At 69.3% G+C, this 23,610-nt stretch carries 17 protein-coding genes; 5 read left to right on the top strand and 12 right to left on the bottom strand.

Annotated elements, in window-relative coordinates; genetic code table 11:
• Positions 1-78: 78 nt before the first annotated feature.
• From C1707_RS01480 to C1707_RS01465, 4 genes are all read right to left on the bottom strand, one after another.
• The gene (locus C1707_RS01480) at positions 79-687 is read right to left on the bottom strand and encodes a TetR/AcrR family transcriptional regulator (RefSeq protein WP_101712885.1); all 609 of its coding nucleotides are present in this window, start codon (positions 685-687) and stop codon (positions 79-81) included.
• A 119-nt stretch (positions 688-806) separates the two neighbouring features.
• On the bottom strand, positions 807-3,719 hold the full coding sequence (locus C1707_RS01475) for a TonB-dependent receptor (protein WP_101712884.1): 2,913 nt from the start codon (positions 3,717-3,719) through the stop codon (positions 807-809).
• A 119-nt stretch (positions 3,720-3,838) separates the two neighbouring features.
• A complete protein-coding gene (locus C1707_RS01470; protein ID WP_205686808.1) occupies positions 3,839-4,501 on the bottom strand; it encodes a class GN sortase in 663 nt (220 codons plus the stop codon).
• Complete coding sequence (locus C1707_RS01465) at positions 4,498-6,639, bottom strand: marine proteobacterial sortase target protein (RefSeq protein ID WP_101712883.1); 2,142 nt, start codon at positions 6,637-6,639, stop codon at positions 4,498-4,500. Before C1707_RS01465 ends, C1707_RS01470 begins: the two co-directional genes overlap by 4 nt.
• 183 nt (positions 6,640-6,822) lie before the next feature.
• Here C1707_RS01465 and C1707_RS01460 point away from each other — a divergent pair, with 183 nt between their 5' ends.
• Positions 6,823-7,581 carry a helix-turn-helix domain-containing protein gene (locus C1707_RS01460; RefSeq protein ID WP_101712882.1) on the top strand — a complete coding sequence of 253 codons (759 nt, stop codon included), beginning with the start codon at positions 6,823-6,825 and terminating at the stop codon, positions 7,579-7,581.
• A gap of 195 nt (positions 7,582-7,776) precedes the next feature.
• Here the strand turns inward: C1707_RS01460 and C1707_RS01455 are convergent, their stop codons facing one another.
• A complete protein-coding gene (locus C1707_RS01455) occupies positions 7,777-9,291 on the bottom strand; it encodes a tryptophan halogenase family protein (protein WP_101712881.1) in 1,515 nt (504 codons plus the stop codon).
• On the bottom strand, positions 9,288-10,805 hold the full coding sequence (locus tag C1707_RS01450) for a tryptophan halogenase family protein (protein ID WP_101712880.1): 1,518 nt from the start codon (positions 10,803-10,805) through the stop codon (positions 9,288-9,290). Before C1707_RS01450 ends, C1707_RS01455 begins: the two co-directional genes overlap by 4 nt.
• Before the next feature lie 308 nt (positions 10,806-11,113).
• Between C1707_RS01450 and C1707_RS01445 the strand changes: the two genes are divergently transcribed.
• The 3 genes from C1707_RS01445 to C1707_RS01435 all read left to right on the top strand — a co-directional run bounded on the left by C1707_RS01445 (position 11,114) and on the right by C1707_RS01435 (position 17,334).
• The gene (locus tag C1707_RS01445; protein ID WP_101712879.1) at positions 11,114-14,359 is read left to right on the top strand and encodes a TonB-dependent receptor; all 3,246 of its coding nucleotides are present in this window, start codon (positions 11,114-11,116) and stop codon (positions 14,357-14,359) included.
• Between the two features lie 146 nt (positions 14,360-14,505).
• Positions 14,506-15,636 carry an endo-1,4-beta-xylanase gene (locus C1707_RS01440; RefSeq protein WP_101712878.1) on the top strand — a complete coding sequence of 377 codons (1,131 nt, stop codon included), beginning with the start codon at positions 14,506-14,508 and terminating at the stop codon, positions 15,634-15,636.
• 15 nt (positions 15,637-15,651) lie between these two features.
• On the top strand, positions 15,652-17,334 hold the full coding sequence (locus C1707_RS01435) for a glycoside hydrolase family 43 protein (RefSeq protein WP_101712906.1): 1,683 nt from the start codon (positions 15,652-15,654) through the stop codon (positions 17,332-17,334).
• A gap of 52 nt (positions 17,335-17,386) precedes the next feature.
• Here C1707_RS01435 and C1707_RS25905 read toward each other — a convergent pair whose 3' ends face one another.
• The gene (locus C1707_RS25905) at positions 17,387-17,614 is read right to left on the bottom strand and encodes a hypothetical protein (protein WP_145998358.1); all 228 of its coding nucleotides are present in this window, start codon (positions 17,612-17,614) and stop codon (positions 17,387-17,389) included.
• 84 nt (positions 17,615-17,698) lie between these two features.
• Between C1707_RS25905 and C1707_RS01430 the strand changes: the two genes are divergently transcribed.
• A complete protein-coding gene (locus C1707_RS01430; protein WP_101712877.1) occupies positions 17,699-18,211 on the top strand; it encodes an FKBP-type peptidyl-prolyl cis-trans isomerase in 513 nt (170 codons plus the stop codon).
• Positions 18,212-18,339: 128 nt separating this feature from the next.
• Here the strand turns inward: C1707_RS01430 and rutA are convergent, their stop codons facing one another.
• From rutA to C1707_RS01400, 5 genes are all read right to left on the bottom strand, one after another.
• Positions 18,340-19,398 (bottom strand): pyrimidine utilization protein A, encoded by a 1,059-nt coding sequence (rutA, locus tag C1707_RS01420; protein WP_101712876.1) that lies wholly within the window; start codon positions 19,396-19,398, stop codon positions 18,340-18,342.
• Positions 19,399-19,558: 160 nt separating this feature from the next.
• Positions 19,559-20,368, bottom strand: a complete 810-nt coding sequence (gene rutD / locus C1707_RS01415; RefSeq protein ID WP_101712905.1) for a pyrimidine utilization protein D — start codon at positions 20,366-20,368, stop codon at positions 19,559-19,561.
• An 8-nt stretch (positions 20,369-20,376) separates the two neighbouring features.
• Positions 20,377-20,766 (bottom strand): pyrimidine utilization protein C, encoded by a 390-nt coding sequence (rutC, locus tag C1707_RS01410; RefSeq protein WP_101712875.1) that lies wholly within the window; start codon positions 20,764-20,766, stop codon positions 20,377-20,379.
• Positions 20,767-20,902: 136 nt separating this feature from the next.
• Positions 20,903-21,604 carry a pyrimidine utilization protein B gene (gene rutB / locus C1707_RS01405; RefSeq protein ID WP_164467242.1) on the bottom strand — a complete coding sequence of 234 codons (702 nt, stop codon included), beginning with the start codon at positions 21,602-21,604 and terminating at the stop codon, positions 20,903-20,905.
• 198 nt (positions 21,605-21,802) lie between these two features.
• Positions 21,803-23,512, bottom strand: coding sequence for a sensor histidine kinase (locus C1707_RS01400; protein WP_240633842.1), 1,710 nt, complete (start codon positions 23,510-23,512; stop codon positions 21,803-21,805).
• Positions 23,513-23,610: the final 98 nt, after the last annotated feature.

Genomic DNA, 23,610 nt, shown 5'->3' with positions numbered 1-23,610 from the left:
TTCCTGGCGTCGGAGTTTCGGATCCTCCCCCTCTGGGGAGGTGGCCCGGAGGGCCGGAGGGGGGCGCCGTCAGGCGGCCTACAGCCCCAGCAGCCTTCGCACCACGAACGTCAGCATCTCCGGGGTCAGCGGCCGCCGGGTGGCCTGGTTGTTGAGGGCCAGGCCGCTGATGGTGTCGATCACCAGGTCGGCGTCGGTGTCGGCGGGGATCTGGCCGCGGGCGATGGCGCGCTCGACGACCTGGCGGTTGTAGGCGCGGCGGCGCTGGAAGTCCTCGTGGCCGCCCTGGAACAGTTCGGGCCGCACGCGGCTCTCGGCGATCAGGAAGCTCATGCACGGGCCGACCACGGGGTCGTTGTAGAGGTCGAGCATCGCCTGGCCCAGGGCGACGAGGTCGGCGACGACGTCGCCGGTGTCGGGCAGGGTCTCGAACAGGAAGGCCTCGTTGAAGGCCTCGCCCACGGCCTGCATCGGCGTGGCCCAGCGGCGATAGAAGGTGGCGCGCGGCGCGCCGGCCTTGTCGCAGATCTTCTCCAGCGTCAGACCCGACATGCCGTGCTGGGCCAGCACCTCCAGCGCCGCGCGCTTAAGGCGCTTCTCCACCTCGGGGTCGCGCGGGCGGCCGGGGCCGCGGCGCTTGGGCGTTTCGGAGAGCGTTGCGGGGGGCGGGCCGGGCTCGAAGTCCATGGCTGCAACCTAGAGCGCATTTGCGAACGATGGTCAAAAAAAGCGGCGCATCCGGGGAGGATGCGCCGCCAAAACCGCATGGCGCTGGGAAGGTCGGCCACGCGAAGCTCGAGGGTTGGTCAGAACTTTCCCCGGATCCCCAGCATGATCTGGCGGCCCGGCTGGTAGTAGGTGTAGGCGGCGCTGTCCCACTGGAACGGGCTGCGCTGGGCCTCCTCGGTGATGTTGATGACGTCGAGGCTGACGCGCGGCTGGGTCGGCAGGTTGTCGAACTGGTAGCTGGCCGAGAGGTCCCACTGCCCGCGGGCGTCGGTGTTGATGGTGGCGACCGGAATGCCGTTCTGGCCCGGGCCCGACGAGATCTGGGCGTCGTTCCAGACGTAGGACAGCCGCACCGTGGCGCCGTGCTTCTCGTAGTAGCCGGTGACGTTGTAGGTCCACGGCGAGATGCCGACGGCCTGGGCCGGGGCGCCGTTGCCGCGCGCGTTCTGCTCGACGTGGGTGGCGTTGGCGGTGAAGCCCGCGCCGTCCAGCAGGAAGTCCAGCGGCTGCACCCAGGTCACTTCCTGGCCCAGGATGGTCAGCACGCCGTCGGCGTTGACCTGCTGCTGCACGGTGACGGTCGCCGCATCCGGACCGCCGCGATTGTTGATCGCCTGCTGCTGCAGGTTCGTCAGCTGGTCGAACGGCACGCCCAGCTGGCTGAACGGGATGGTGTTGGTCCCGTTGACGGTGAAGCCGGTCAGCTCCTTGCGGAACAGAGCCACGCCGATATAGCCGGCGCCGCCGGTGTACCACTCGCCGCCGATGTCGAAGTTGTTGGAGGTGTAGGGCTGCAGGTTCGGATTGCCCTGGTTGGCCTGCTGGGCCGACGGGTCCGAGAAGGTGGTGCCCGGCAGCATGGCGCTGGGGTTGGGGCGAGTGACGGTGCGCGAGGCCGAGGCGCGGACGATCAGGTCGTCGCGCAGGTTCCAGGCGACGTTGAACGACGGCAGCAGGCCGTCGTAGTTGGTGGTGCGCGACAGGAACGACAGCACGCCGTTGACCGTCTGCGGGCCCTCGATGGTCTGGTCGGTCGAGTAGTAGCGGGCGCCGAGGTTGAAGCGCAGGTCGCGGTCGAGCACCTGGGACGAACCGTTGAACTCGACATAGGCGCCGGTGGTCTTCTCGCGGATCAGGCCCGAGGCCGCGCCGGTGGCGGCGGCGGCCGAGAACGGCGCGCTGTCGAGGAAGGCCTGATAGTTGCTGTCGGCGAAGAAGCGGTCCTTGTCCAAGGTGACGAAGCCCAGCGGACCCTGCTTGATGTAGCTGGCCAGGTTCGCCTGGGGGATGGCCGAGCCGGCGCGACCGTCGCAGGCCGGGACCGGGGCGGGAACCGGGCTCTGCGGCGTCACCCCGCCGCCGCCGCAGGTGAAGGCCTGCCAGCGGGCGGAGTTGTCGAGCGCGGTGATGGTGCGGCCGACGTCGTCATAGGCGACGCCGAACCTGAAGTTGGTCCCCTTGTCGTCGCCCAGGGTCAGGTCGAAGTGGGCGCCCTTGGTCTGGGTGACGCGCTTTTCGGCCTGCACGTTGACGCGGCCGCCGGCCCACACCCAGCCCAGCGCCGGGTCGTTGAGGTCCTTGTTGGCCTTGATCGACGGATAGTCGCCGCCGCCGTTGGCGTAGGTGACGTTCAGGCCCGAGTTCAGCGGGGTGTTGAACAGCACCGTGGGGGCTTCGCGGAAGAAGACGCTGCGGCTCCAGTTCACCTGGCCGTCCAGCTTGATCCAGTCGTTGGGCCGCCAGGTGAAGCCGGGGTTGAGGTTGAGGACCTCGACGTCCTCCTCGTAGGGGCGGTACTCGAGGAAGAACTGCGAGTTCAGGAACGTGCCCTCGGTGACGACGCCCTCGCCGTTCACCTTCACGCCCACCGGGACCATGAAGTTGGAGTTGCGCACGACCCAGTTCATGTCGATGCGCTCGAACGAGCGGCTGCCCTTGGAATAGAGGGTGTCGAAATAGACGTTCAGCTGGTCGCTCGGCCGCCATTCGGCCGACAGCACCAGGGAGTCGCGGTCGCGCTCGCCCGAAGACCACGAGTCGCGGCCCAGGCGCGGCAGCTGCGCGTCCGACAGCTGCTGCAGGGTCGTGCCCGGGTTCAGCGCGGCCAGCAGGGCGTTGTCGACGGTCTGGCCCGGCGTCAGGCCGTTGGAGATGACGCCGGCCGGCACGGTGGAAGCCCAGTTGAAGTTGTTGCCGCCGGTGGCGTTGCAGCCGGTGCAGGTCATGTTGGCGTTCGACCAGCCGACGCTCTCGAAGCCGGTGGTGGTGCTCTTGACCCTGGCGATGGCGACGCCGCCCAGCAGGCCGAAGTCGCCGATCGGGGTCTCCCAGGTCTTGGAGGCGATCAGCGAGCCGCGCGGGCTGATGTCGTCGGCCTGGTTGTTCTTGCCGGCCTGCAGCGAATAGATCAGCTGGCCGCCCCCCTTGTAGTCGAAGGGCCGGGCGCTGCGCATGTTGACCACGCCGGCCACGCCGCCCTCGACCATGCCGGCCGTCGGGGTCTTGTGCACGTCCAGGCGGGTGAAGAGCTCGGTCGGGAACAGGTCGAGGTCGACCTCGCGGTTCTGGTTCTGGCTGTCGGTGCGGCCCGACGAGGCCACCGCGATCTGCGAGCCGTTCAGCAGGATCTTGGTGAAGTTGGTGCCCAGGCCCCGGATGGTGACGTTCAGGCCCTCGCCGTTGATCTCGCGGGTCAGCTGCACGCCGGGAATGCGGTTCAGGGACTCGGCGATGTTCAGGTCGGGGAACTTGCCGATGTCCTCGGCGAAGACGGAGTCGGTGAAGGCCACGGACTCGCGCTTGGCGTTGGTCGCGTCGGCCAGGCTCTTGCGATAGCCGGTGACGACGATCTCCTCGACCGCGTCGGCCTGGGCGCCCTGCGGCGCGGGCGCCGTCTGGGCCAGGGCGGGCAAGGCCGCAAAGGCGGTGGTCAGGCAAGTGGCCCCGATCAGGGCCTGGCGGATTCCGCGCGTGCGGTGGCTGGACGACATCGATTCACTCCCCTGGCGCTTGTGGCTTTTCGCGCCTTGCGTCTCGACCGCCGCCGTCCGCCGTTACGCGGCGATACGATTGGTAGCGGTCACAGGAGTGAACGGCTACGAGGTAAGGCCTATCGTGTCAAGGTGGTCATACCTTTGCGATCTTGTAGGTCGGACAAGGTCAAGCTTGCCTCCACCGGTCGCGCCCAGACCACGTAGCGCATCGGGCCGCGGGTCTTGGCGTCCAGCGGCCAGCAGGTGGCCAGGGCCAGACCCCGTCCCGGCGCCTGGGGATCCAGGCCCGAGGCGTCCCAGCGCACGACCTTGGCGCCGACCACCTCGAAGCGGGCGACCTTGCCGTCGGCCCGCTCGACCACGATCGGGTCGCCGGGCCTGACCTCTCCCAGCACGGCGAAGTGGGTGTCGCGGTGGGCGGCGTAGACGGCGGTTCCCCGGTCGCCGGCCTGGGGCGTGCCGGCCACGTGGCCGGGGCCGAAGGCCAGGGCCTGGCCGCTGGCGCCGTCCAGGGCGATGACCTCCTGGTCCTGGCGGGGAAACGCGATGCGGGCCGTGGGCCAGGTGTCGGCCCAGCTCCAGGGACGCACCGGCGCGCCGCCCGCCCGCTGGCTCTGGTCGAAGGCCCGCTCCAGCAGCACCTGGGCCAGGGCCGCCTTGGCGTGGATCCACAGGCCCTGACCGCAGAGCACGAGGCCAAGGCCTCCGGCCGCCAGGGCCGGAAGCAGGAAGGGGAGCCGCCGGCGGGCGGCTCCCAGCATGGTCGCCAGCCGGCTCACGCGGCGACCCTCCGCCGGCCCAGCGCCCAGCCGCCGGCGCCGAGCGCCAGGGCCAGCGCCATCAGGCCAAGGCCAGCCAGGATCAGAATGGGCGCGTCGGTCGCCGTCTGCGGCAGGTCCAGCTGCGCCACCTGCTGCTCCGGATCGGCCGGGGCGTCGCCGGCGCCCGTCGCGGCCTTGCGGTTGAACAGGGCGTCGAAGTCCCAGCCGGCCGGCAGGTTCAGCGGCAGGTCGCTGCGCAGCAGCGGGGCGTCGGCGGGGCGGGCGGGGGTCTTGTCGACCGCCACCAGGCTGGTCTGGCTGGTCACCAGGCCATGGTCTAGGCCCAGCTTCAGCACCCGTGCGTCGGCTTCGTCCTCGGTGATCTGGGCCAGGGTGCGGGCGACCTCGGCGTCGGTGATCTTGCGACGGGCCCAGAGCTTGGAGATCCCCTTGCCGGCCTCGGCGTCGCGCAGGCGGATCCTGGTCTGCCACGGGCGGCCGTCGATGACGCCGGAGAGGGTCAGCACGCCGTCCAGGTCGTCCACCTTGGCCGCCAGGGTGACCGGCTCGCCGCGATAGAGGTCGGGCAGGACGGCGGGGGCGGCGTCGGAGCTGGTTCCCTCGAAGCGGGCGACCAGGTTGGTGGCCACGGGGCTTTCCAGCTTGTCGAACAGCTGGCGCATGGCTTCCTCGACGCCGTCGGTGGAGCCGATATGGGTGAAGGTTCCCCGGCCCAGCTCGGAGGCGCGGGTCATCAGGTGGCTGTTGGGGGCCGAGCCGATGCCGACCATGAACACCCGCGAGCGGCCGCGGCCGGCGGCGATGGTGTCGAACAGGCCCTGCTCGTCGCCGATCGCGCCGTCGGTCATGAACACCACCTGGCGCACGCGGCCCTCGTCCTTGCCCTCGCCGCCGTCGTCGCGCAGGGCCGCGGCCATGGCCGGGACCATCTCGGTGCCGCCGGTGGCCTCCAGGCCCGAGACGAACTTGCGGGCGCGGCCCAGGTTGGCGGCGTCGGCGGCCACGGCGCCCTCGAACAGCACCGTCAGGGTGTCGTCGAAGCGCACGACGTTGAAGCGGTCGCCGGGCTTGAGGTTGGACAGGCCGTACAGCAGGCCGGCCTTGGCCTGGCGCATCGACTCCCCGCCCATCGAGCCGGAATTGTCGATGACGAAGATGATGTCGCGGGCCGGCGGCGGGCCGGCGCGGGCGGTGATCGGCGGGGCGACCTGGGCCAGCACGTAGTGGGCGCCGGCGATCTTCTCGCGGAACAGGGCGACGCTGGGCGCGGCCAGGGGCACGGGCTTCCAGGCCAGCACGAAGTCGCGGTCGGCCGGGACCTGGCCCTGCTTGAGGGTGATGGTCTTGCCGCCCTTCTCGTCGCGGACGTCGACGGCGTGGGTGGCGCTGCCCACCGCGCCCAGCGGGAAGCCGGCCCGCAGGTGGACGGTCACGGTGACCGGGTTGATCGCGCCGGCGACGCGCGGGTCGACGATCGCGGCGCGGCTCTCGGGCGTGGGCGCCGCGCCGGGCGAGGCGTAGCGCGGGGCCACGACCAGCGGCATGCGCAGCGAATACTCGCCGGCCGAGACGGCGACGGGGGCCTGGTACTCGATCTGCACCAGCACGGTTTCGCCGGGCGCGACGTTGGCGACGGCGTTGGTGAACATGTTGGGGCGGTTCTGCTCGACCAGGGCGGCCTTCTTGCCCTGGGCCTTGGCCGCCTCGTAGATCTCTTGGGCCTCGGCGCGCTTCTTGATCTCGCCGACGATCACCTTCTTGCCGACCACCATCTTCAGGGTGTCGACCGCGCCGTCCTGCGGCAGGGGATAGACGTAGACCGCCTCGACCCAGTGGCCGGTGTCGTTGCGGAAGGCCTGGGTGACGCGGCCGCGCACGGTCAGGCCGCTGACGGTCATGTCGATGTCGGTGCCCAGGCGGACGGCCTCGACCACCTGGTCGCCGCCCTTGGCGCGCATGATCAGGCCGCCAGAAGCAGGAGAATCTGCGGCCTCGGCCGCGCGGCCGGTTCCGGCCAGGGCCAGCAGGAGCAGCAGCCCCAGGGCGAAGGCTTCGCAGAGGATGGCGAACCACCGGCCGGGGCGGGCGCCGGCGGCGACGCGGGGCTTGGATGCGCCGACGTCTTGAGCGGACATGGAAGGATCTCCTAAGGGCTCGAAAGCAAGAGATCTCTCTTGTCGTCACAGGCCGGCGCCGCCGCGAGCGGCGGGATTTGCAATCTTCGTGAGGTATCCGTGCAGCCTGTCCGGAGCCGGGCTTGCCGCGCCCGGTACGGCGCCGCATTGTGCGGAAATGTGCGGATTCGTGAGGCTGCTTCGATGACCCTGGCGCCCGAGGCCGAGCTGCCCGACGAGCAGAGCCTGGCCATCGCCGCGCGCGTGCGCGAGGCGCTGGCGCGTCGCCGCATGTCGCGCCAGCAGCTGGCCGACCGGGCCCGCATCAGCATCTCGACCCTGGAGAAGGCGCTGAGCGGCCGCCGGCCGTTCACCCTGGCCACGACCATCCGGCTGGAGGAGGCCCTGGAGCAGCCGCTGCGCGCGGCCGCTTCCGCGCCGGTCGCGCCCGTCGCCGGCCTGGCGCCGGAGGCCTTGGGCGCCTATTCGCGGCCGGCCGTGACCTGGCTGGAGGGCGAGTACCTGACCCTGCGGCCCTCGTTCGAGGACCCGGCCGCCGTCTATGCCTATCGCACCGAGATCGTCTGGGACGACGAGGCCTCGAGCCTGGTGTTCCGCGAGGCCGCCCGGCAGGACGCCGAGTTCACCCAGCGCGGGGCGGTGTCGCTGTCCAACCAGTCGGGCCACACCTACCTGATCACCAACGAGCTGGGGCAGTTCCGGCTGATCATCCTGGGTCGTCCGGCGAGCGGCGGCGAGATGTACGGCATGCTGACCACCCTGCAGGTGGGCCAGGGCAGCCACCTGACGCCGGCCGCCGCCCCCATCGCCCTGGTGCCCCTGCGCCGCGTGGCCCAGCCGGCCTTCGGCCGCGTCGGGCCGGACGCGGCCGCCTACGGCGACTACCGCGCGGCCCTGGACCGGGTCACCGACAAGGGCTTCGCGCGGTTCTTCGCGGGCTGAGTTCGGGGGAGGCATCCCCGCCGGCGTCATCCCGGAAAACCCGCAGGGTTTATCCGGCACCCAGGAGACTGGGCTCGGCAGCTGGATCAGGCGCCCCTCCGGTCGCAAGTGCACAGCGGCGGCCCCTGGGTCCCGGCTCTACGGCCCGCTACGCGCGCCTTCGGCCGGGATGACGGTCAAGATCGTGTCGCCCCTCTAAGCCGCCTGGGCTCGCGCCACCCGGTCGGCCACGAAGGCCATGTGGTCGGGCATGCCGTCGACCGAGCGGGCGATGACCGCGCGGATCTCGTTCATCCGGGCGCGCAGCAGGTCCTCGCTCATGACGTCGGCCATCGGGTCCCAGCCCTTGGGCTTCAGGCCCTGGCCGACCATGACGGCGAACCAGGAGGTGTCGTTGAACAGTTCCTCGTTCTCGCGGAAGATCCGGCCGTGGCTCTCGAAGACGGCGATCTTGTCGGCCAGATAGTCGGGGATCGGCATTTCGCGCAGGTAGTCCCAGTAGGGCGTGTCCGAGCGCTCGGTGGCCTTGTAGTGCAGGATGAGAAAGTCGCGGATCTTCTCGTATTCGAAGGTCATCACCCGGTTGTAGCGGTCGATGTCGGGCTGCTGGAACCGGCGGTCGGGGAACATGGCCAGCAGGCGCGAGATGCCGACCTGGATCAGGTGGATGCTCTGGCTTTCCAGCGGCTCCATGAAGCCGGCAGACAGGCCGATGGCCACGACGTTCTTGTGCCAGCTCTTCTTGCGGCGGCCGGCCTTGAACCGCAGCGTCCAGGGATCGGCCAGGGCCTCGCCGTCGAGATTGGCCAGCAGGTAGGCCGTGGCCTCGTCCTCGCTGATATGTTCGCTGGAAAACGCGTAGCCGTTGCCGATGCGGTGCTGCAGCGGGATGCGCCATTGCCAGCCGGCGGGGCGGGCGGTGGCGCGGGTGACCGGGTCGGTCGAGCCGCCCGAGGCGCAGGGCACGGCCACGGCGCGGTCGTTGAGCAGCCAGTGCGACCAGTCCTCGAAGCCGCTCTTCAGGGTCTGTTCGATCAGCAGCCCCCGGAAGCCCGAGCAGTCGACGAAGAGGTCGCCCTCGACGACGGTTCCGTTCTCCAGCGTCACCGACTCGACGAAGCCGTCGGTCCCGCGCTGGGCGACGTGGGTGATCTTGCCCTCGATCCGGCGCACTTGGCGCGCCTCGGCGTAGTCGCGCAGGAAGCGGGCGTAGAGGCCGGCGTCGAAGTGGAAGGCGTAGGCGATGTCGCCCAGCGGCGAGTTCTTCTGGCCGGTCGGCCGCTGGAACCTGGCCTGGGCGGCCGCCAGCGACTGCAGCGAGTAGTCCGAAAGGTCGGCCGCCTCGCCCATGGCCTGGTAGCGCAGCCAGTAGGCGTGGAACGACACCCCCTCCATGTCGACGCCGTAGGGGCCGAACGGGTGGTGGTAGGTGTGGCCGATCTGTTTCCAGTCGCGGAATTCGATGGCCAGCTTGTAGGTGGCCTTGGTGCGGCGCAGGAAGTCGTCCTCGTCCAGGCCCAGCATGCGGTTGAACATGTTGATCTGGGGGATGGTCGACTCGCCGACCCCGACGGTGCCGATGGCCTCGCTCTCGATCACCGTGACCTTGGTGACTCCGTCCTTGAGGAAGCGGCCCAGGGCGGCGGCGGTCATCCAGCCGGCGGTGCCGCCGCCGACGATGACGACGTGGCGGATGCGGTCGTTGGTCACGCGGCGACTCCTTGCTGGGCGCCGCAGTAGCGGGCGACGAATTCCGCGTGGCCGGGCATGGCCTCGGCGGTGCGGGCGATCAGGTCGGAAAGCTGCGACAGGCGCTGGCGCACCTGGTTGTCGGGCAGGCTGTCGACCAGCGGGTCCCATTCCTCGGGCACGATCCCCTGGCCCAGCAGCACGGCCAGCCAGTTGGGCTCGTGGAACAGGTCGTATTCCGACGGGAACCAGCGGCCGCGATGGGCGAACAGCTCCATCCGCCGGGCCAGGCTGTCGGGCACGATCATCGACGACAGGTAGCGCCAGTAGTCGGTGTCGTCGCGCCGGGTGGCGTGGAAGTGCAGGATCACGAAGTCGCGAATGCGGTCGACCTGCTCGGCGGTCAGGCGGTTGTATTCGTCGACCTCCAGCGGATCGACGCCGTTTCCCGGGAACAGCGCCAGCAGCTTGGTGATCCCGGCCTGGATCATGTGGATGCTGGTGCTTTCCAGCGGTTCGATGAAGCCCGCCGAAAGGCCGATCGAGCAGACGTTCTTCTCCCAGGCGCGCTCGCGGCGGCCCGGCGTGAAGCGCAGGAAGTTGGGCTCGTCGGTCGGGGCGCCGTCGAGATTGGCCAGCAGTGTGTCGAGCGCCCGGTCGTCGTCGACGTGGTGGCTGGAGTAGACGTAGCCGTTGCCGATGCGGTGCTGCAGCGGGATGCGCCACTGCCAGCCGCCCTCGCGGGCGGTGGCGCGGGTGAACGGGGTGAGGCCGTCGCCGCCCAACTCGCAGCCGATGGCCACGGCGCGGTTGTTGGGCAGCCAGCGGCCCCAGTCCTGGTAGGGGACCTTCAGGGCCTGGCCGATGACGAGGCCCCTGAAACCCGTGCAGTCGACGAAGAAGTCGCCCTCGATCCGGCGACCGTCCTCCAGCACCACCGCCTCGACGAAGCCGGTCTCGCCGTTCTGGTCCACCTGGCCGATGCGGCCCTCGATGCGGACGACGCCGCGCTGTTCGGAGAAGCCGCGCAGGAAGCGGGCGTAGAGGCCGGCGTCGAAATGGTAGGCGTATCGCAGGCTCGACATGACCTTGGACGGGTCGGGATCGGGCAGGGAAAAGCGCCAGCGTCGGGCGGCGGCCTCGGTGAGGTTGTAGTCGCCGATCGGCCCGGCGAGCTCTGAGAACTTGCGCCAGACCTGGTGGAACTTCAGGCCCTCCAGGTCCAGGCCGAAGGTTCCGAACGGATGGTGGTAGGTCTCGCCGACCGCGCCCCAGTCGACGAACTCGATGCCCAGCTTGAAGCTGGCCTTGGTGGCCCGCATGAACGCGCGCTCGTCGATGCCGAGCATGGCGTTGAAGGTCAGGATCGGCGGAATGGTGGCCTCGCCGACGCCCACCGTGCCGATGGCCTCGGACTCAACGAGGGTGATCTTCAGCCTCTGGGCGCTGAGCGTCTTGGCCAGGGCCGCCGCCGTCATCCACCCGGCCGTGCCGCCGCCCACGACAACGACGGACCTCACGCGTTGGTCTGACATGGTCTGCTTTCCCGCCCCAGAAGATCTTATGTCCGCACGGCTTTGATCGCCGTTTCAAGCGGGTCGTAAATTGACTGCGCTGTCCGCCTTTGTCACGTTTCCCTCAGGCGAAAAATCGCCGGGACGCTGTTTCTGTAAAGAAAGGCGTTCAAAAACAAATTGATAGTATCCGTGTCGGTTGGCGTTACGGGGTTATGTCAACGCCCTTGACGTGGTCGACCTTTGCCATATCATCAGACCAATAATGGTCTCGACATATGACCAATGGTAGCGCTACCTAGCTACCGGGACTGGGGAGGAATAAAAGAATGAGCTCCGTCAACGGAGCGTCCGCGACGCGTGGGCGCCAGACTCTCGGCGACAATCTGAAATTCGGCCTGAAGTGCGGGGCCTCGGCCCTGGCGCTGAGCCTGGTGTTCGGGGGCGCGACCCTCGCCCAGACCGCTCCGGCCAGCGGCAAGACCACCGAGGACACGGTCGACGAGGTGGTCGTCACCAGCATCCGCCAGAGCCTCAAGAGCAGCCAGCAGCTGAAGCAGTCGTCGGAGATCATCGGCGACTCGATCACCGCCGAGGACATCGGGGCCCTGCCGGACCGCTCGGTGACCGAAGCCCTGCAGCGCGTGCCCGGCGTGTCGATCAATCGCTTCGCCGCCGGCGTCGACCCCGACCACTTCTCGGTGGAAGGCTCGGGGGTCGTGGTCCGCGGCCTGAACTTCGTGCGCTCGGAGCTGAACGGCCGCGACACCTTCACCGCCAACAACGGCCGCATCCTCAGCTTCGCCGACGTGCCGTCGGAGCTGATGGGCGGCGTCGACGTGTTCAAGAGCCCGTCGGCCGACCTGATCGAAGGCGGCATCTCGGGCACGGTGAACCTGCGCACGCGCCTGCCGTTCGACACCAACAAGCGCATCCTGTCGATGTCGGCCGAGGCCAGCTACGGCGACATGGTCAAGGAATGGAAGCCGACCTACTCGTTCCTCTACAGCGACCGCTTCGACACCAGCTTCGGCGAGGTCGGCGTCCTCGCCAGCTTCGTGAACTCGCAGCTGGCCAGCCGCAGCGACGCCATCCAGGTGTCGAACTTCGGCTGCCGCACCAACCTGGGCGTCTCCAGCGCCGACTGCGGCAATGGCACGAAGGGCGTGTGGTTCCCGCGCGGCGCGGCGTTCCGTTCGACCACCAACGACCGTGAGCGTCAGGGCCAGGCCGGCGCCGTCCAGTGGAAGAGCAACGACGGCACGATGCAGGCCTCGCTGCAGTACCTGCGCTCGAAGTCGACCGTGAAGTGGACCGAGCACGCCGTCGAGATCGCCACCGACAACGTGGCTGGCAACGGCGACTCGCGCCCGGCCGACGGCACCACCTTCTCGTTCGACGAGGACGGCGTCTTCACCAACGGGATCATCACCGGCACCACCGGCTGGCGCGCCGACCAGAACGGCTCGGATCCGCGCACGCCGATCAACGGCCTTCAGTCGAACAACGTCCGTCGCGACGAGAACACGACCAACATCACCACCGACTACGGCTTCAACTTCAAGTGGACGCCGAACGAGCACTGGGGCGTGCTGTTCGACGCCCAGCACGTGGACTCGACGGTCGACGCGATCAGCATGGGCATGTGGGGCTCGACGTTCCAGAACGCCTCGATCACCCTGAAGGGCAGCGACCTGCCGGACGTGAAGTTCACCGCGCCGTCCAGCGGCACGTCGGTGTCGAACTGCGCGCCGTTCAACAACAACTGTCCGTCCTACGCGCGCGGGACGCACGCCAGCCTCAGCGACCCGTACAACAACTTCTGGCGCTCGGCGATGGACCACATCGAGCAGTCGGAAGGCACCGAGGACGCGGTCAAGATCGACGTCGAGTACAAGCTCGGCAACGACAGCTGGCTGGACTCGATCAAGGGCGGCGCGCGCTGGTCGGAACGCGACCAGACCACCCGCTTCTCGGCCTACAACTGGGGCGTGGTCAGCGAGATCTGGGGCAGCGGCGGCCCGGTGTGGATGGACGATCCCATCAACGGCAACCCGACCACCGCCGGCGGCGCCGACAGCACCCGGTTCGTCGAGGCCTACGCCTTCGACAACTTCCTGCGCGGCAAGACCGGCGCGCCGACGGGCGCCGATCCGCGGCTGTTCTTCTCGCAGAACCTGGTCGACAACTACGGCTCGGTCTCGCAGTTCCTGCTGTCGGTGGGCGACGAGTGGCGCGACCGCCTCGCGGGCGGCTGCCCGCAGAACTGGGTGCCGCTGGCGCAGCGCTGCGGCGTCACCGCCGGCACCCCGTTCCGTCCGCAGGAAATCAACCCGGTCAACGAGGTGACCAAGGCCGCCTACCTGATGGCCCGCTTCAAGGGCGACGTCGGCGACTACAAGATCAGCGGCAACATCGGCCTGCGCTACACCAAGACCGACCGCGAGGCGACCGGCTACCTGGCGTTCCCGATCTCGACCAGCCTGGCCACCGACGCCGACTGCACGCTGGCCTTCACCAACTGGCAGGCCCTGCCGGAGCCGAAGCAGCCGTTCGTCGCCTCGTCGTTCTGTTCGCTGACGCCGCAGGTGCGGGCCGCCGCCCGGGCCTGGGCCAACGGCGCCCTGACTCCGAGCACGGCCAAGGCCTCGTTCGACTACTGGCTGCCCAGCTTCAACCTGAAGGTCATGGCCCCGCACGGGCTGCAGTATCGCGTGGGCGTGTCCAAGACGATTACGCCGCCCGACATCGGCCTGACCCGCAACTACTACAACCTGGCGCTCAACACGAACAACGACGGCATCACCAACGGCCAGCCGTCGGGCAACGTGACGGTGGGCAACCCCTTCCTGAAGCCGACCCAGTCGACCAACGTCGACGCCTCGGTCGAATGGTACTTCGCGCCGGTCGGCTCGCTGACCTTCGCGGCCTTCTGGAAGGAGCTGAGCGACGTCGCCACCAACACCACCGCGCGGCTGCCCTTCACCAACAACGGGGCGACGTTCGACGTGCTGGTGACCACGCCGGGCAACTCGGACAAGAAGGCGACGGTCAAGGGCTTCGAGATCGGCTACCAGCAGTTCTACGACTTCCTGCCCAAGCCGCTGGACGGGTTCGGCATCAACGCCAACTACAGCTACATCGAGAGCAACGGCGTGCCGCAGAGCACCCTGTCGGCGACCGACCCGGACGTGGCCGCCGGCCGCGTGACCACGGTCGACACCGGCAAGCTGCCGCTGCAGGGCCTGTCCAAGCACAACGTCAACTTCGCGGCGATCTACGAGAAGGGGCCGATATCGGCGCGCCTGGCCTACAACTGGCGCTCGGACTTCCTGCTCACCGTCCGCGACGTGATCGTGCCCTACGCCCCGATCATGAACGAGGCCACCGGCCAGCTCGACGGCTCGTTCTTCTACACCGTCAATCCGAAGGTGAAGGTCGGGGTGCAGGCGGTGAACCTGCTGAACGAGACCACCCGCACCACGCAGATACTGAACAGCGACCTGCTGAAGACGGGCCGGTCGTGGTTCATGAACGACAGGCGCTACACCTTCGTGCTTCGCGCCAGCTTCTAGTCCCGCGTACCCGGACGCGCGGCCTCGCTCTTCGCCGCGCGTCCGTTTCTCCTGCCGACTTCATCCGCGCATCGTGTCTCCGAAAGGGGATCTGGGCGCGCCTCAGGCGCACCCGGGCGGTGCGCGGTTTCTTTTAGCGAGGTCTCATGCTCGATCGCCGTCAGGCCCTGCTGGGTCTTGGAGCCGCGGGGCTGGCCTCGCCGGCCCTGGCCGAGAGCAAGATCCAGCCGCTCAAGTCCCTGGCCGCCGGGAAGGGCCTGGTGTTCGGCAGCGCCGTGGGCGCGGGACCGAAGGGATCGCTGACCGGTTCGTTCGAGGACGCCCACTATCGCGCCATCCTGGCCGACGAGTGCGGCGTGCTGGTCCCCGAGAACGAGCTGAAGTGGTACGTGCTGCGCCCGGCCGAGAAGACCTTCGCCTTCGAGCGCGCCGACCGCATCGCCGCCTTCGCCGCCGAGCACGGCGCGGCCCTGCGCGGCCATACCCTGCTGTGGCACCATCCGCAGTGGTTCCCCGCCTGGCTGAAGGACTACGACTTCGGCTCCAGGCCCGCCGCCCGGGTCGAGGCCATGCTGGCCGAGCACGTCGACCGGGTGTGCGCCCACTATCCTCAGATCTATTCCTGGGATGTGGTCAACGAGACCGTCGATCCCGCCGACGGCGCTCTGCGCCGCACGGTCTTCTCCGACGCCATGGGCGGGGTCGAGCCGGTGCTGGACGCCTCGTTCCACCTGGCCCGCAAGGCCGCGCCCAAGGCCCGCCTCGTCTACAACGACTACATGAGCTGGGAGGCCGGCAACGAGAAGCACCGCCACGGCGTGCTCAAGCTGCTGGAGGGCTTCCGCAAGCGCAACGTCCCGGTCGACGCCCTGGGCATCCAGAGCCACATCGGGGCCGAGAACGCCGACAGCTTCACCGGTTTCGGCAGGCCGCAGGAGAAGGAATGGCGGGCCTTCGTCGATGAGGCGGTCGGCATGGGCTACGACCTGGCGCTCACCGAGTTCGACGTCCACGACAAGGGCCTGCCCGTCGACTTCGCGGCCCGCGACGCTGCGGTGGCGGCCTACGGCAAGGCCTATCTCGACCTGATGCTGAGCTATCGCCAGACCAAGGAGCTCCTGGCCTGGGGCATGGTCGACAAGTACTCGTGGCTGCAGAACCAGTGGCTGCGCCAGGACAAGGCGCCCAAGCGGCCGACCCTCTATGACGACGCCTATGCGCCCAAGCCGCTGCGTGAGGCGGTGGCGCAGGCCCTGCGCGACGCGCCGGCGCGATAGGGGAGGGTGTTGATGATGCTGCGTCTCGCCCTGGCCCTGTCGCTGCTGGCCGGCGCCGCCCAGGCCGCGCCCCTGGCGCCCGGAACGGCCGCCTTCGACGACTTCGTCTACAGCGGCCGGGACCCGACCGACGCGCCGCTGGCCCCCGGCCGCTACGCCAATCCGATCCTCAAGGGCTTCTACCCCGACCCCAGCGTCACGCGGGCGGGCGAGGACTACTACCTGGTCAACTCCACCTTCGCCTGGTTTCCCGGCATCCCGGTGTTCCACAGCAAGGACCTGGTGAACTGGACCCAGATCGGCAACGCCATCGACCGGCCCGGCCAGCTGGACTTCAAGCGGCTGGCGATGTCGCGGGCGGTGTTCGCGCCGGCCATCACCGAGCACGCGGGCGTGTTCTACATCCTCAACACCTGCGTCGACTGCGGCGGGAATTTCCTGGTCACGGCCAGGGATCCCAAGGGGCCATGGTCGGATCCGGTGTGGCTGCCGCAGATCGACGGCATCGACACCTCGCTGTTCTTCGACGACGACGGGCGGGGCTGGATCGTCAACAACGGCCCGCCGGCCGGACCCTCGCGCTACGACGGCCACAGGGCGATCTCGATCCAGGAGTACGATCCCAAGGCCATGACGATGGTCGGGCCGCGCTCGGTGCTGGTCGACGGGGGCGTGGATGCTTCCGCCAGGCCGATCTGGATCGAGGGGCCGCACATCCTGAAGGTCGACGGCCGCTACTACCTGACCGCCGCCGAAGGCGGCACGGCCGAGGGCCATTCGCAGGTGGTGCTGCGGTCCGACAAGGTGACCGGCCCCTACGCGCCCTATGCGGGCAACCCGATCCTGACCCAGCGCGACCTGCCGCGCGACCGCGCCCACCCGATCACCTCGGCCGGCCACGCCGACCTCGTGCGGACCCAGTCGGGCGAGTGGTGGGCGACCTTCCTGGCGGTGCGGCCCTACGGCGACGACACCTACAACACCGGCCGCGAGACCTTCCTGCTGCCGGTGGCGTGGAAGGACGGCTGGCCGGTGATCCTGCCGCCGAAGACGGCCATTCCTCTTAGCGCCGAGCGGCCGAACCTGCCGGCGGGACCGGCGCCGAAGGTTCCGACCACCGGCGCCTTCACCGTGCGCGAGACCTTCGACGGCCAGGCCCTGGGGCTGGACTGGATGACCATGCGCATTCCCGCCGGGCGGTGGTGGGACCTGAAGGACGGCGCACTGGTGCTGAAGGCGCGTCCCGATCGCCTGGGCGGGTTCGAGCAGCCGTCGATCTGGGCGCGCCGCCAGCAGCACCTCGACGCCAGCGCCGAGACCACGGTGCGCTTCGCGCCGAAGGGCGGGGGCGACCGGGCCGGGATCGTGGCGCTGCAGAACGACGCCTTCTTCTACGCCCTGACGGTCGCGGGCGGCGAGGACGGGCGGTCCGAGGTGCGGTTGGAGAAGCGGGCGGGCGACAAGGATCCCGTCGACGGCGTGGTCGTGGCCCGCGCATCGCTGGCGGGGAGCGCCGGCGGTCCAGTCAGGCTGAAGATCACCGCGAGGGGCGGGCGCTACGACTTCGCCTATGCGGGCGACGACGGCGCCTGGAAGAGCCTGGCCGCCGACCAGGACGGGACCATCCTGTCGACCAAGGTCGCCGGCGGGTTCGTCGGGACGATGCTGGGCCTTTACGCCCGGGCGGACGCGCGGTGAGGGGCCGGCGCCCCTGACTGTCGGTATTTCCTGGCGGTCGCCGCGCGCGCCTTCAGGCGGCCAGCGTGAAGCGCGCGAGGATCGGCCACAGCTGAACGGCGACCGCGAGGCCCAGCGAGCCGATCACCACCCAGCCGACGAAGAGCGCGAACATCGGATGGCGCTGCCACCAATGCGCCCCGCTCAATGAGCCGCCAGTAGCCCTGGCCATGACGATTCCTTCCCGACGCGAGAAGAACGGTCCAAGTAGAAAATGGCCGTTCTTCTTCTGGCTGACCACGAGCCCTCGGATTTTAGTGTGCTCTCGTCCAACCGAATGTCTATTCTGACATTTCGTCGCATAGATAACACGAGTCGCCCAAACATGCGCACCGCTCTCATCGCCCTGGGGTTGTCCGTCGCCCTGGCCGCTCCGGCCCTGGCCCAGACCGCGCCGACCCCGGCGCCGGCCCCTGACGTCACGGCCAATCCGGCCGCCGAAAACCTGGCCAAGTCGACCGCCTGGATGGCCGCCAACGCCAAGCAGCCGGGCGTGATCACCCTGCCGTCGGGCCTGCAGTACAAGGTCACGACCTCGGGTGCGAAGGACGCTCCCTCGCCGAAGCCGGGCGAGATCATCAAGGTCCACTACGAGGGCAAGCTGGTCGACGGCAAGGTGTTCGACAGCTCGTTCGCGCGCGGCCAGCCGCTGATCGCGCCGCTGGGCGGCCTGGTGCCGGCCTGGATGGAGGCCCTGCCGAAAATGAAGGTGGGCGACGAATGGACGCTGTTCGTGCCGCCGTCGCTCGGCTACGGCGAACGCGCCGCCGGCGAGATCCCACCCAACAGCGTGATGATCTTCCGGATCAAGCTGATCGACATGATGACGCTGGACTAGGACCCGCCTGACGGCGGGCCCCCTCCGACCCTTCGGGCCACCTCCCCCAGAGGGGGGAGGATCTTGGCGCTCGGATGCTCCCCCTCTGGGGGAGCTGTCGCGGAACGACTGAGGGGGCCTTCGGCCCTCTACTTCCGGCTCTTCATCAGCGGCTGGATCTTCGTGCCGAAGTCGTCGATGCCCTGGACGAAGTCGTCGAAGGTCAGCAGCACGCCGCCGGTGCCGGGAACCTCGGCGATCTCGTCGAGCATGCGGGCGATGCTCTCGTAGCTGCCCACCAGCGTGCCCATGTTGAGGTTCACCGCCGATTCCGGCGCGGCCAGCTGGGCGGTGTTGGTGGTGGCGCCCGCCGCGGCGTTGGGCGCGGCCTGGTTGGTCAGCCAGGCCAGGGCCTGCTGGTCGGCGCCGTCGCGATAGAGCCGCCATTTGGCCAGCGCCTTCTCGTCGGTCTCGTCGGCGATCACCATGAACAGGATGAACGAGGCGACGTCGCGGCCGGTCTTGGCGGCGGCCGCCTCCAGCCGCTTGTTGACCGAGGCGAAGGCGGTCGGGGTGTTGGTCCCCTTGCCCAGGGCGAAGCTGTAGTCGGCGTACTGCGCCGTGAAGGCCAGGCCCTCGTCGGACGAGCCGGCGCAGATCAGCTTGGTCTCCTTCGGGTGCGGGCTGACCCGGCAGTCGTCCATGGTGAAGTACTTGCCCTTGAAGTCGGACACGCCGGTCTCCAGCAGGTCCTTCAGCACGGTCGCGTATTCGGCCAGGTAGTTGTAGCGGTCGGTGTAGTGCTGCTCGCCCGGCCACAGGCCCATCTGGCTGTACTCGGCCTTCTGCCAGCCGGTCACCAGGTTGATGCCGAAGCGGCCCGGGGCGATGGAGTCGATGGTCGAGGCCATGCGCGCCACGATCGCCGGCGGGATGGTCAGGGTGGCGACCGTGGCGAAGACCTTGATCTTCTCGGTGACGGCCGCCAGGCCCGCCATCAGGGTGAAGCTCTCGAGATTGTGCTCCCAGAACTCGGTCTTGCCGCCGAAGCCCCGCAGCTTGATCATCGAGAGCGCGAAGTCGAGGCCGTAGCTCTCGGCCTTCTGGACGATGGTCTTGTTGAGCTCGAAGCTCGGCATGTACTGCGGCGAGGTCTCGGAGATGAGCCAGCCATTATTGCCGATGGGGATGAAGACGCCGACCTGCATGGTGTTAGTGCCCCTTTGAAGAATGATCCGGCGTCGCCGGGAAGATGCTCCCCCTCTGGGGGGAGCTGTCGCGGAGCGATTGAGAGGGTCTGGCGCTGGCCCCCTCCGGCCCTTCGGGCCGCCTCCCCCAGAGGGGGAGGATCTGTTGCGATGATCCCGCTCATCCATCCCCCTCCAGGAAAGCCACAAGCGAGGCGTTGAAACCCTCCGGATCGGTCACGCTCGAGGCGTGGCCGCCCCAGGGCAGCACGTCGAGCACTGCGTTCGGCAGGCGCTGGGCCAGGCGATGGGCGCAGGTGACGGGAACCAGCATGTCGTCGGCGGTGGCGCTGACCAGCACCGTGTGGGTGATCCGCGGCAGTTGCTCGTCGACGTCGAAGGCCAGCAGGGCGCCGATGCGGGCCAGCATCACCGTCTTGGGCGGAAAGCCGGCCACGTGGTGCGGCTCCTCGGCGGCCAGGCGGTCGCTGTGCTCGGAAATCCAGGTCGCCGGATAGAGGAACAGGGCCTGGGCGTGGACGTAGGCCGCTGGGCCGCTGTCGTTCAGCAGGTGCAGGCGGGTGTCGAAGCAGCGCCTGATGTGCGGATCGGGCCGCGACCAGCCGTTGACGACCGCCAGCTTGCCGAGGCGATCCGGGTGGGCCAGCGCCAGGGCCAGGCCGGCGTTGCCGCCGGCCGCGTGGCCGACGACGTGGGCCTTGGCGATCCCCAGGGCGTCCATGACCTTGACCATGTCGTCGGCCATGTCGGCGACGGCGTAGGGCTTGTCGGTCGGCAGTTCGCGCACGCTTCGCCCCGTGCCGCGATGGTCGTACAGCACGACCGGCCAGCGGGCGGTCAGGGCCGCCATCTGCGGGCCCCAGAAGGATCCGGAACCGCCCAGGCCCGACGACATCAGCACGACCTCGCGGCCCGCGATGGGACCGCCGTGGAGTTCGTAGTGGATGCCGTCGACGGTTCCGGAGGTCACGGCGTGCGTCACTTCTTGCCGATGTGGGCGACGGTGGCGATCTCGACCAGGAAGTCGGGCTTCACCAGGCCGCACTGGATGCAGTAGCGGGCCGGCTTGTCGCCCGGGAAGTACTCGGCATAGACCTTGTTGATGGTCTGGTAGTTGGCCCAGTCGGTCAGGAAGATGTGGTTCATGGTCACGTCGTCCATCGTGCCGCCGGCCGTCTCGATCACCGACTTGATGGTCTCCAGCACCTGCCGCGTCTGGCCCTCGGCGTCGCCCACATGGGCGACGTTGTTGTCCTTGTCGAAGGCCAGGGTGCCCGAGACGTAGACCACGCCATCGGCCAGGGTCCCCGGCGAGAACGGCGCGATCGGCGTGCCCGTGCCGGGCGGGGTGATGACGGTCTTGGGCATCGTATTCTTCCTTCTGCGGAAAGGTGGTGCGTCCTTCGAGGTCCGCTGCGCGGACGCCTCAGGATGAGGAATTCCATGCAGTGATGTCCTCATCCTGAGGTGCGCGCCGCGCGCGCCTCGAAGGACGCACTGCGGTTCACTTCGGCGCCAGCTGTCCGAACGCCCCCTTGAAGTCGGCCACGGTCGACACCCAGCCGAAGAAGGTCTCGATGTTGTAGAGCGCGGCCTTCTGGACGAAGTCCGGGCCGGCCTGGTGCGTGGCGTCCTCCAGGACGGTCCCGAAATATTCGAGGAAGAAGCCGTCGCGCAGGGTCGACTCCACGCAGACGTTGGTGGCGATGCCGACGAAGACCAGGTTCTTGATGTTCCGGCTGCGCAGCACGCTGTCGAGCTGGCTGTTGAAGAAGCCGGAATAGCGGGTCTTGTGCAGCTGGATGTCGCCGGGCTCGGGTTTCAACTCGTCGACCAGCTCGTAGTCCCACTGGCCGCGGGCCAGCAGCTTGCCCTCCAGCTCGGGCCGGGCGCGCATGGTCTTCAGGGCGTTGGACTTCCACCAGTTGGGCGAGCCGGGGCCGCCAGCCTCCACGTATTGGTCGTCCCAGCCGTTCTGGAAGTAGATCACCTGCATGCCGGCCGCGCGGGCGGTCTCGAGCACGCCCTTGATCTGCTGGATGCAGGCGGCCGCGCCGCTGATGTCGAAGCCTGCCAGATCCAGATAGCCGCCGGGCGAGGCGTAGGCGTTCTGCATGTCGATGACGATGACGGCCGTGCGCTCGGGCGCCAGCGGGATCGGCTCGGGCCGCGCCGGCAGCATGACGGAGTCATCGGCAGCAATCATGACGCTCTCTTCCCTCGGGCGCGGCTCTGGCGGCCGCATCCCTGGGCGTCATGGAAGATCAATCTACGCGGCGAGGCAATACGATCGATCCGACGGCGCCCCAGGATGGGTGCTGAGCGGATCGACCATCACGAGGAGCCGGCGAACGGCGGTCAAGCGCCGGGCCGGCCCCTGGCGCGGGCGCGCGCGGCTGCCCGTTCAGGCGTCGGCGGCGGGGGCGTCTTCGCCCAAAGCTTGGGCGCCGGCCGGGCGGACCGTCAGCGTGCAGACCAGGCCCGTGGGCAGGTAGTCGAACTGGGCCTCGCCCTTCAGTTCGTTCTTCAGGCTGGCTGCGATCAGGCGCGAGCCGAAGCCCTTGCGGCTGGGCGGACCCTTCAGCTTGGGGCCGCCGCTCTCGACCCAGCGCAGGGCCAGGCGCTGCGGGTCGAGCGGATCGCGCCGCCAGGTGACCTCGACCCGGCCGGCGGGCGTGGACAGGCCGCCGTACTTGGAGGCGTTGGTGGCCAGCTCGTGGAACACCATCGACATGGCCAGGGCGGCGCTGGGCGGCAGGGCGGCCGAGGGGCCCTCGATGCGGGCGCGGTCGCCGTAGGGCTCCAGGGTCTGGCGCAGCAGGTCGGCCAGGTCGGCGCTCTCCCACACGGTGCGGGTCAGGAGGTCGTGGGCGCGGGCCAGGGCGTAGAGCCGCTCGTTGAAGGCGTCGAAACCGGGCGCCGGCTCGCCCTTGCCCAGGCTCTGCAGGGCCAGTGACTGGACCGTGGCCAGGGTGTTCTTCACCCGGTGGTTCAGCTCGTTGATCATCAGCTGCTGGCGGCCTTGCGCGCGCTTTTCCTCGGCCTCGCGGGCGCGCAGCTGGCTGGAGGCGGCGTGAAGGGCCTCGCGCACCTCGCCGATCTCGCGCAGGCCGCCGGTGGTCTGGGCCGGCATCTCGCCGCCCGAGGCCATGATCCGGGCGTCGGCCACCAGCGCGCGGACCTCGCCGGAGATGCCGCGCGAGAACAGTAGGGCCGCGCCGGCGCCGATGGCCAGCAGCGCCAGGCCCGCCACCACCAGCAGGGCCAGGGACGAGAGGTTGGCGCGCTCGAGCTCGGTGCGCGGCACGCCGACGATGAAGCTCCAGCCGTAGGTCGGCGAGCGGCTGAACGCCGACAGGGTGGGGGTGCCGTCCAGCGTATAGGTCTCCAGAACGCCGTCGTTGTCCTTCGACATCGCCTCGAGCATCGGCTTGCTGGCCGAGCGGCCCAGCATCTTCTCCTGATCGCGCGAGCGGGCCACCAGGCGGGCGTTGCGGTCGACGATGCTGGCGGTCCAGCTCTGCGGCACGCCTTGGGCGGCGAACAGCGGGGCGAAGGCGGCGGGCGTCTGGATGTAGGCCAGGTCGTAGAGCTGGCCGTCGACGATCACCGGCATGTCGATGGCCACGATCGGCTGGCCCGCGACCTTGCCCTGGGTGAGGTTCGACACCGTGGTGCGGCCCGAACGGACGGCCGCCCAGCGCTCCGGCGGCAGGCCGGCGGTGCGCGGCGGCGCCTGGCCGGGCGGCAGGCGGGTGTTGATCACCTGGCCCCGGGGCGAGATCAGTACGATCCAGGCGTCCTTGGTGCGCACGGCGGCGCGGGCCTGGCGCTCGAAGCTGTCGAGGTCGCCGGCGGCCAGGGCGGGCGAGACGGCCAGGGCCTGCAGGGTGCTCTGGCCCAGGGCCAGCTGGCGGTCGACGGCTAGGCCCAGGGCCCGGGTGGTGGCGATCAGCTGCTGTTCGTAGCGACCCTGGCTCTGGCCGTACTCGGCGCGGGCCAGCAGGGCCATGAAGACGATGGCCGGGGCGACCAGGCACAGCGCCATGACCAGCAGCCGCCTTCGGACGGTGGGCGGTCCCGCGGCGGCTGAGGCGGCGTCGACCTGGGTCATGTCTCTGGCCAAACGCTGCCGGCTCCAAATTCGAAGTCGCAAGAGGAAAGGGCGCGCCGGTGGGCTGGTCAAGCTCCCCGCGACATCCCGTCGCGGGG

Source organism: Caulobacter flavus (genome assembly GCF_003722335.1).
Lineage (GTDB): Bacteria > Pseudomonadota > Alphaproteobacteria > Caulobacterales > Caulobacteraceae > Caulobacter > Caulobacter flavus.
The sequence above is the reverse complement of the archived record's forward strand: the minus strand, read 5'-3'. Positions and strand labels throughout refer to the sequence as shown.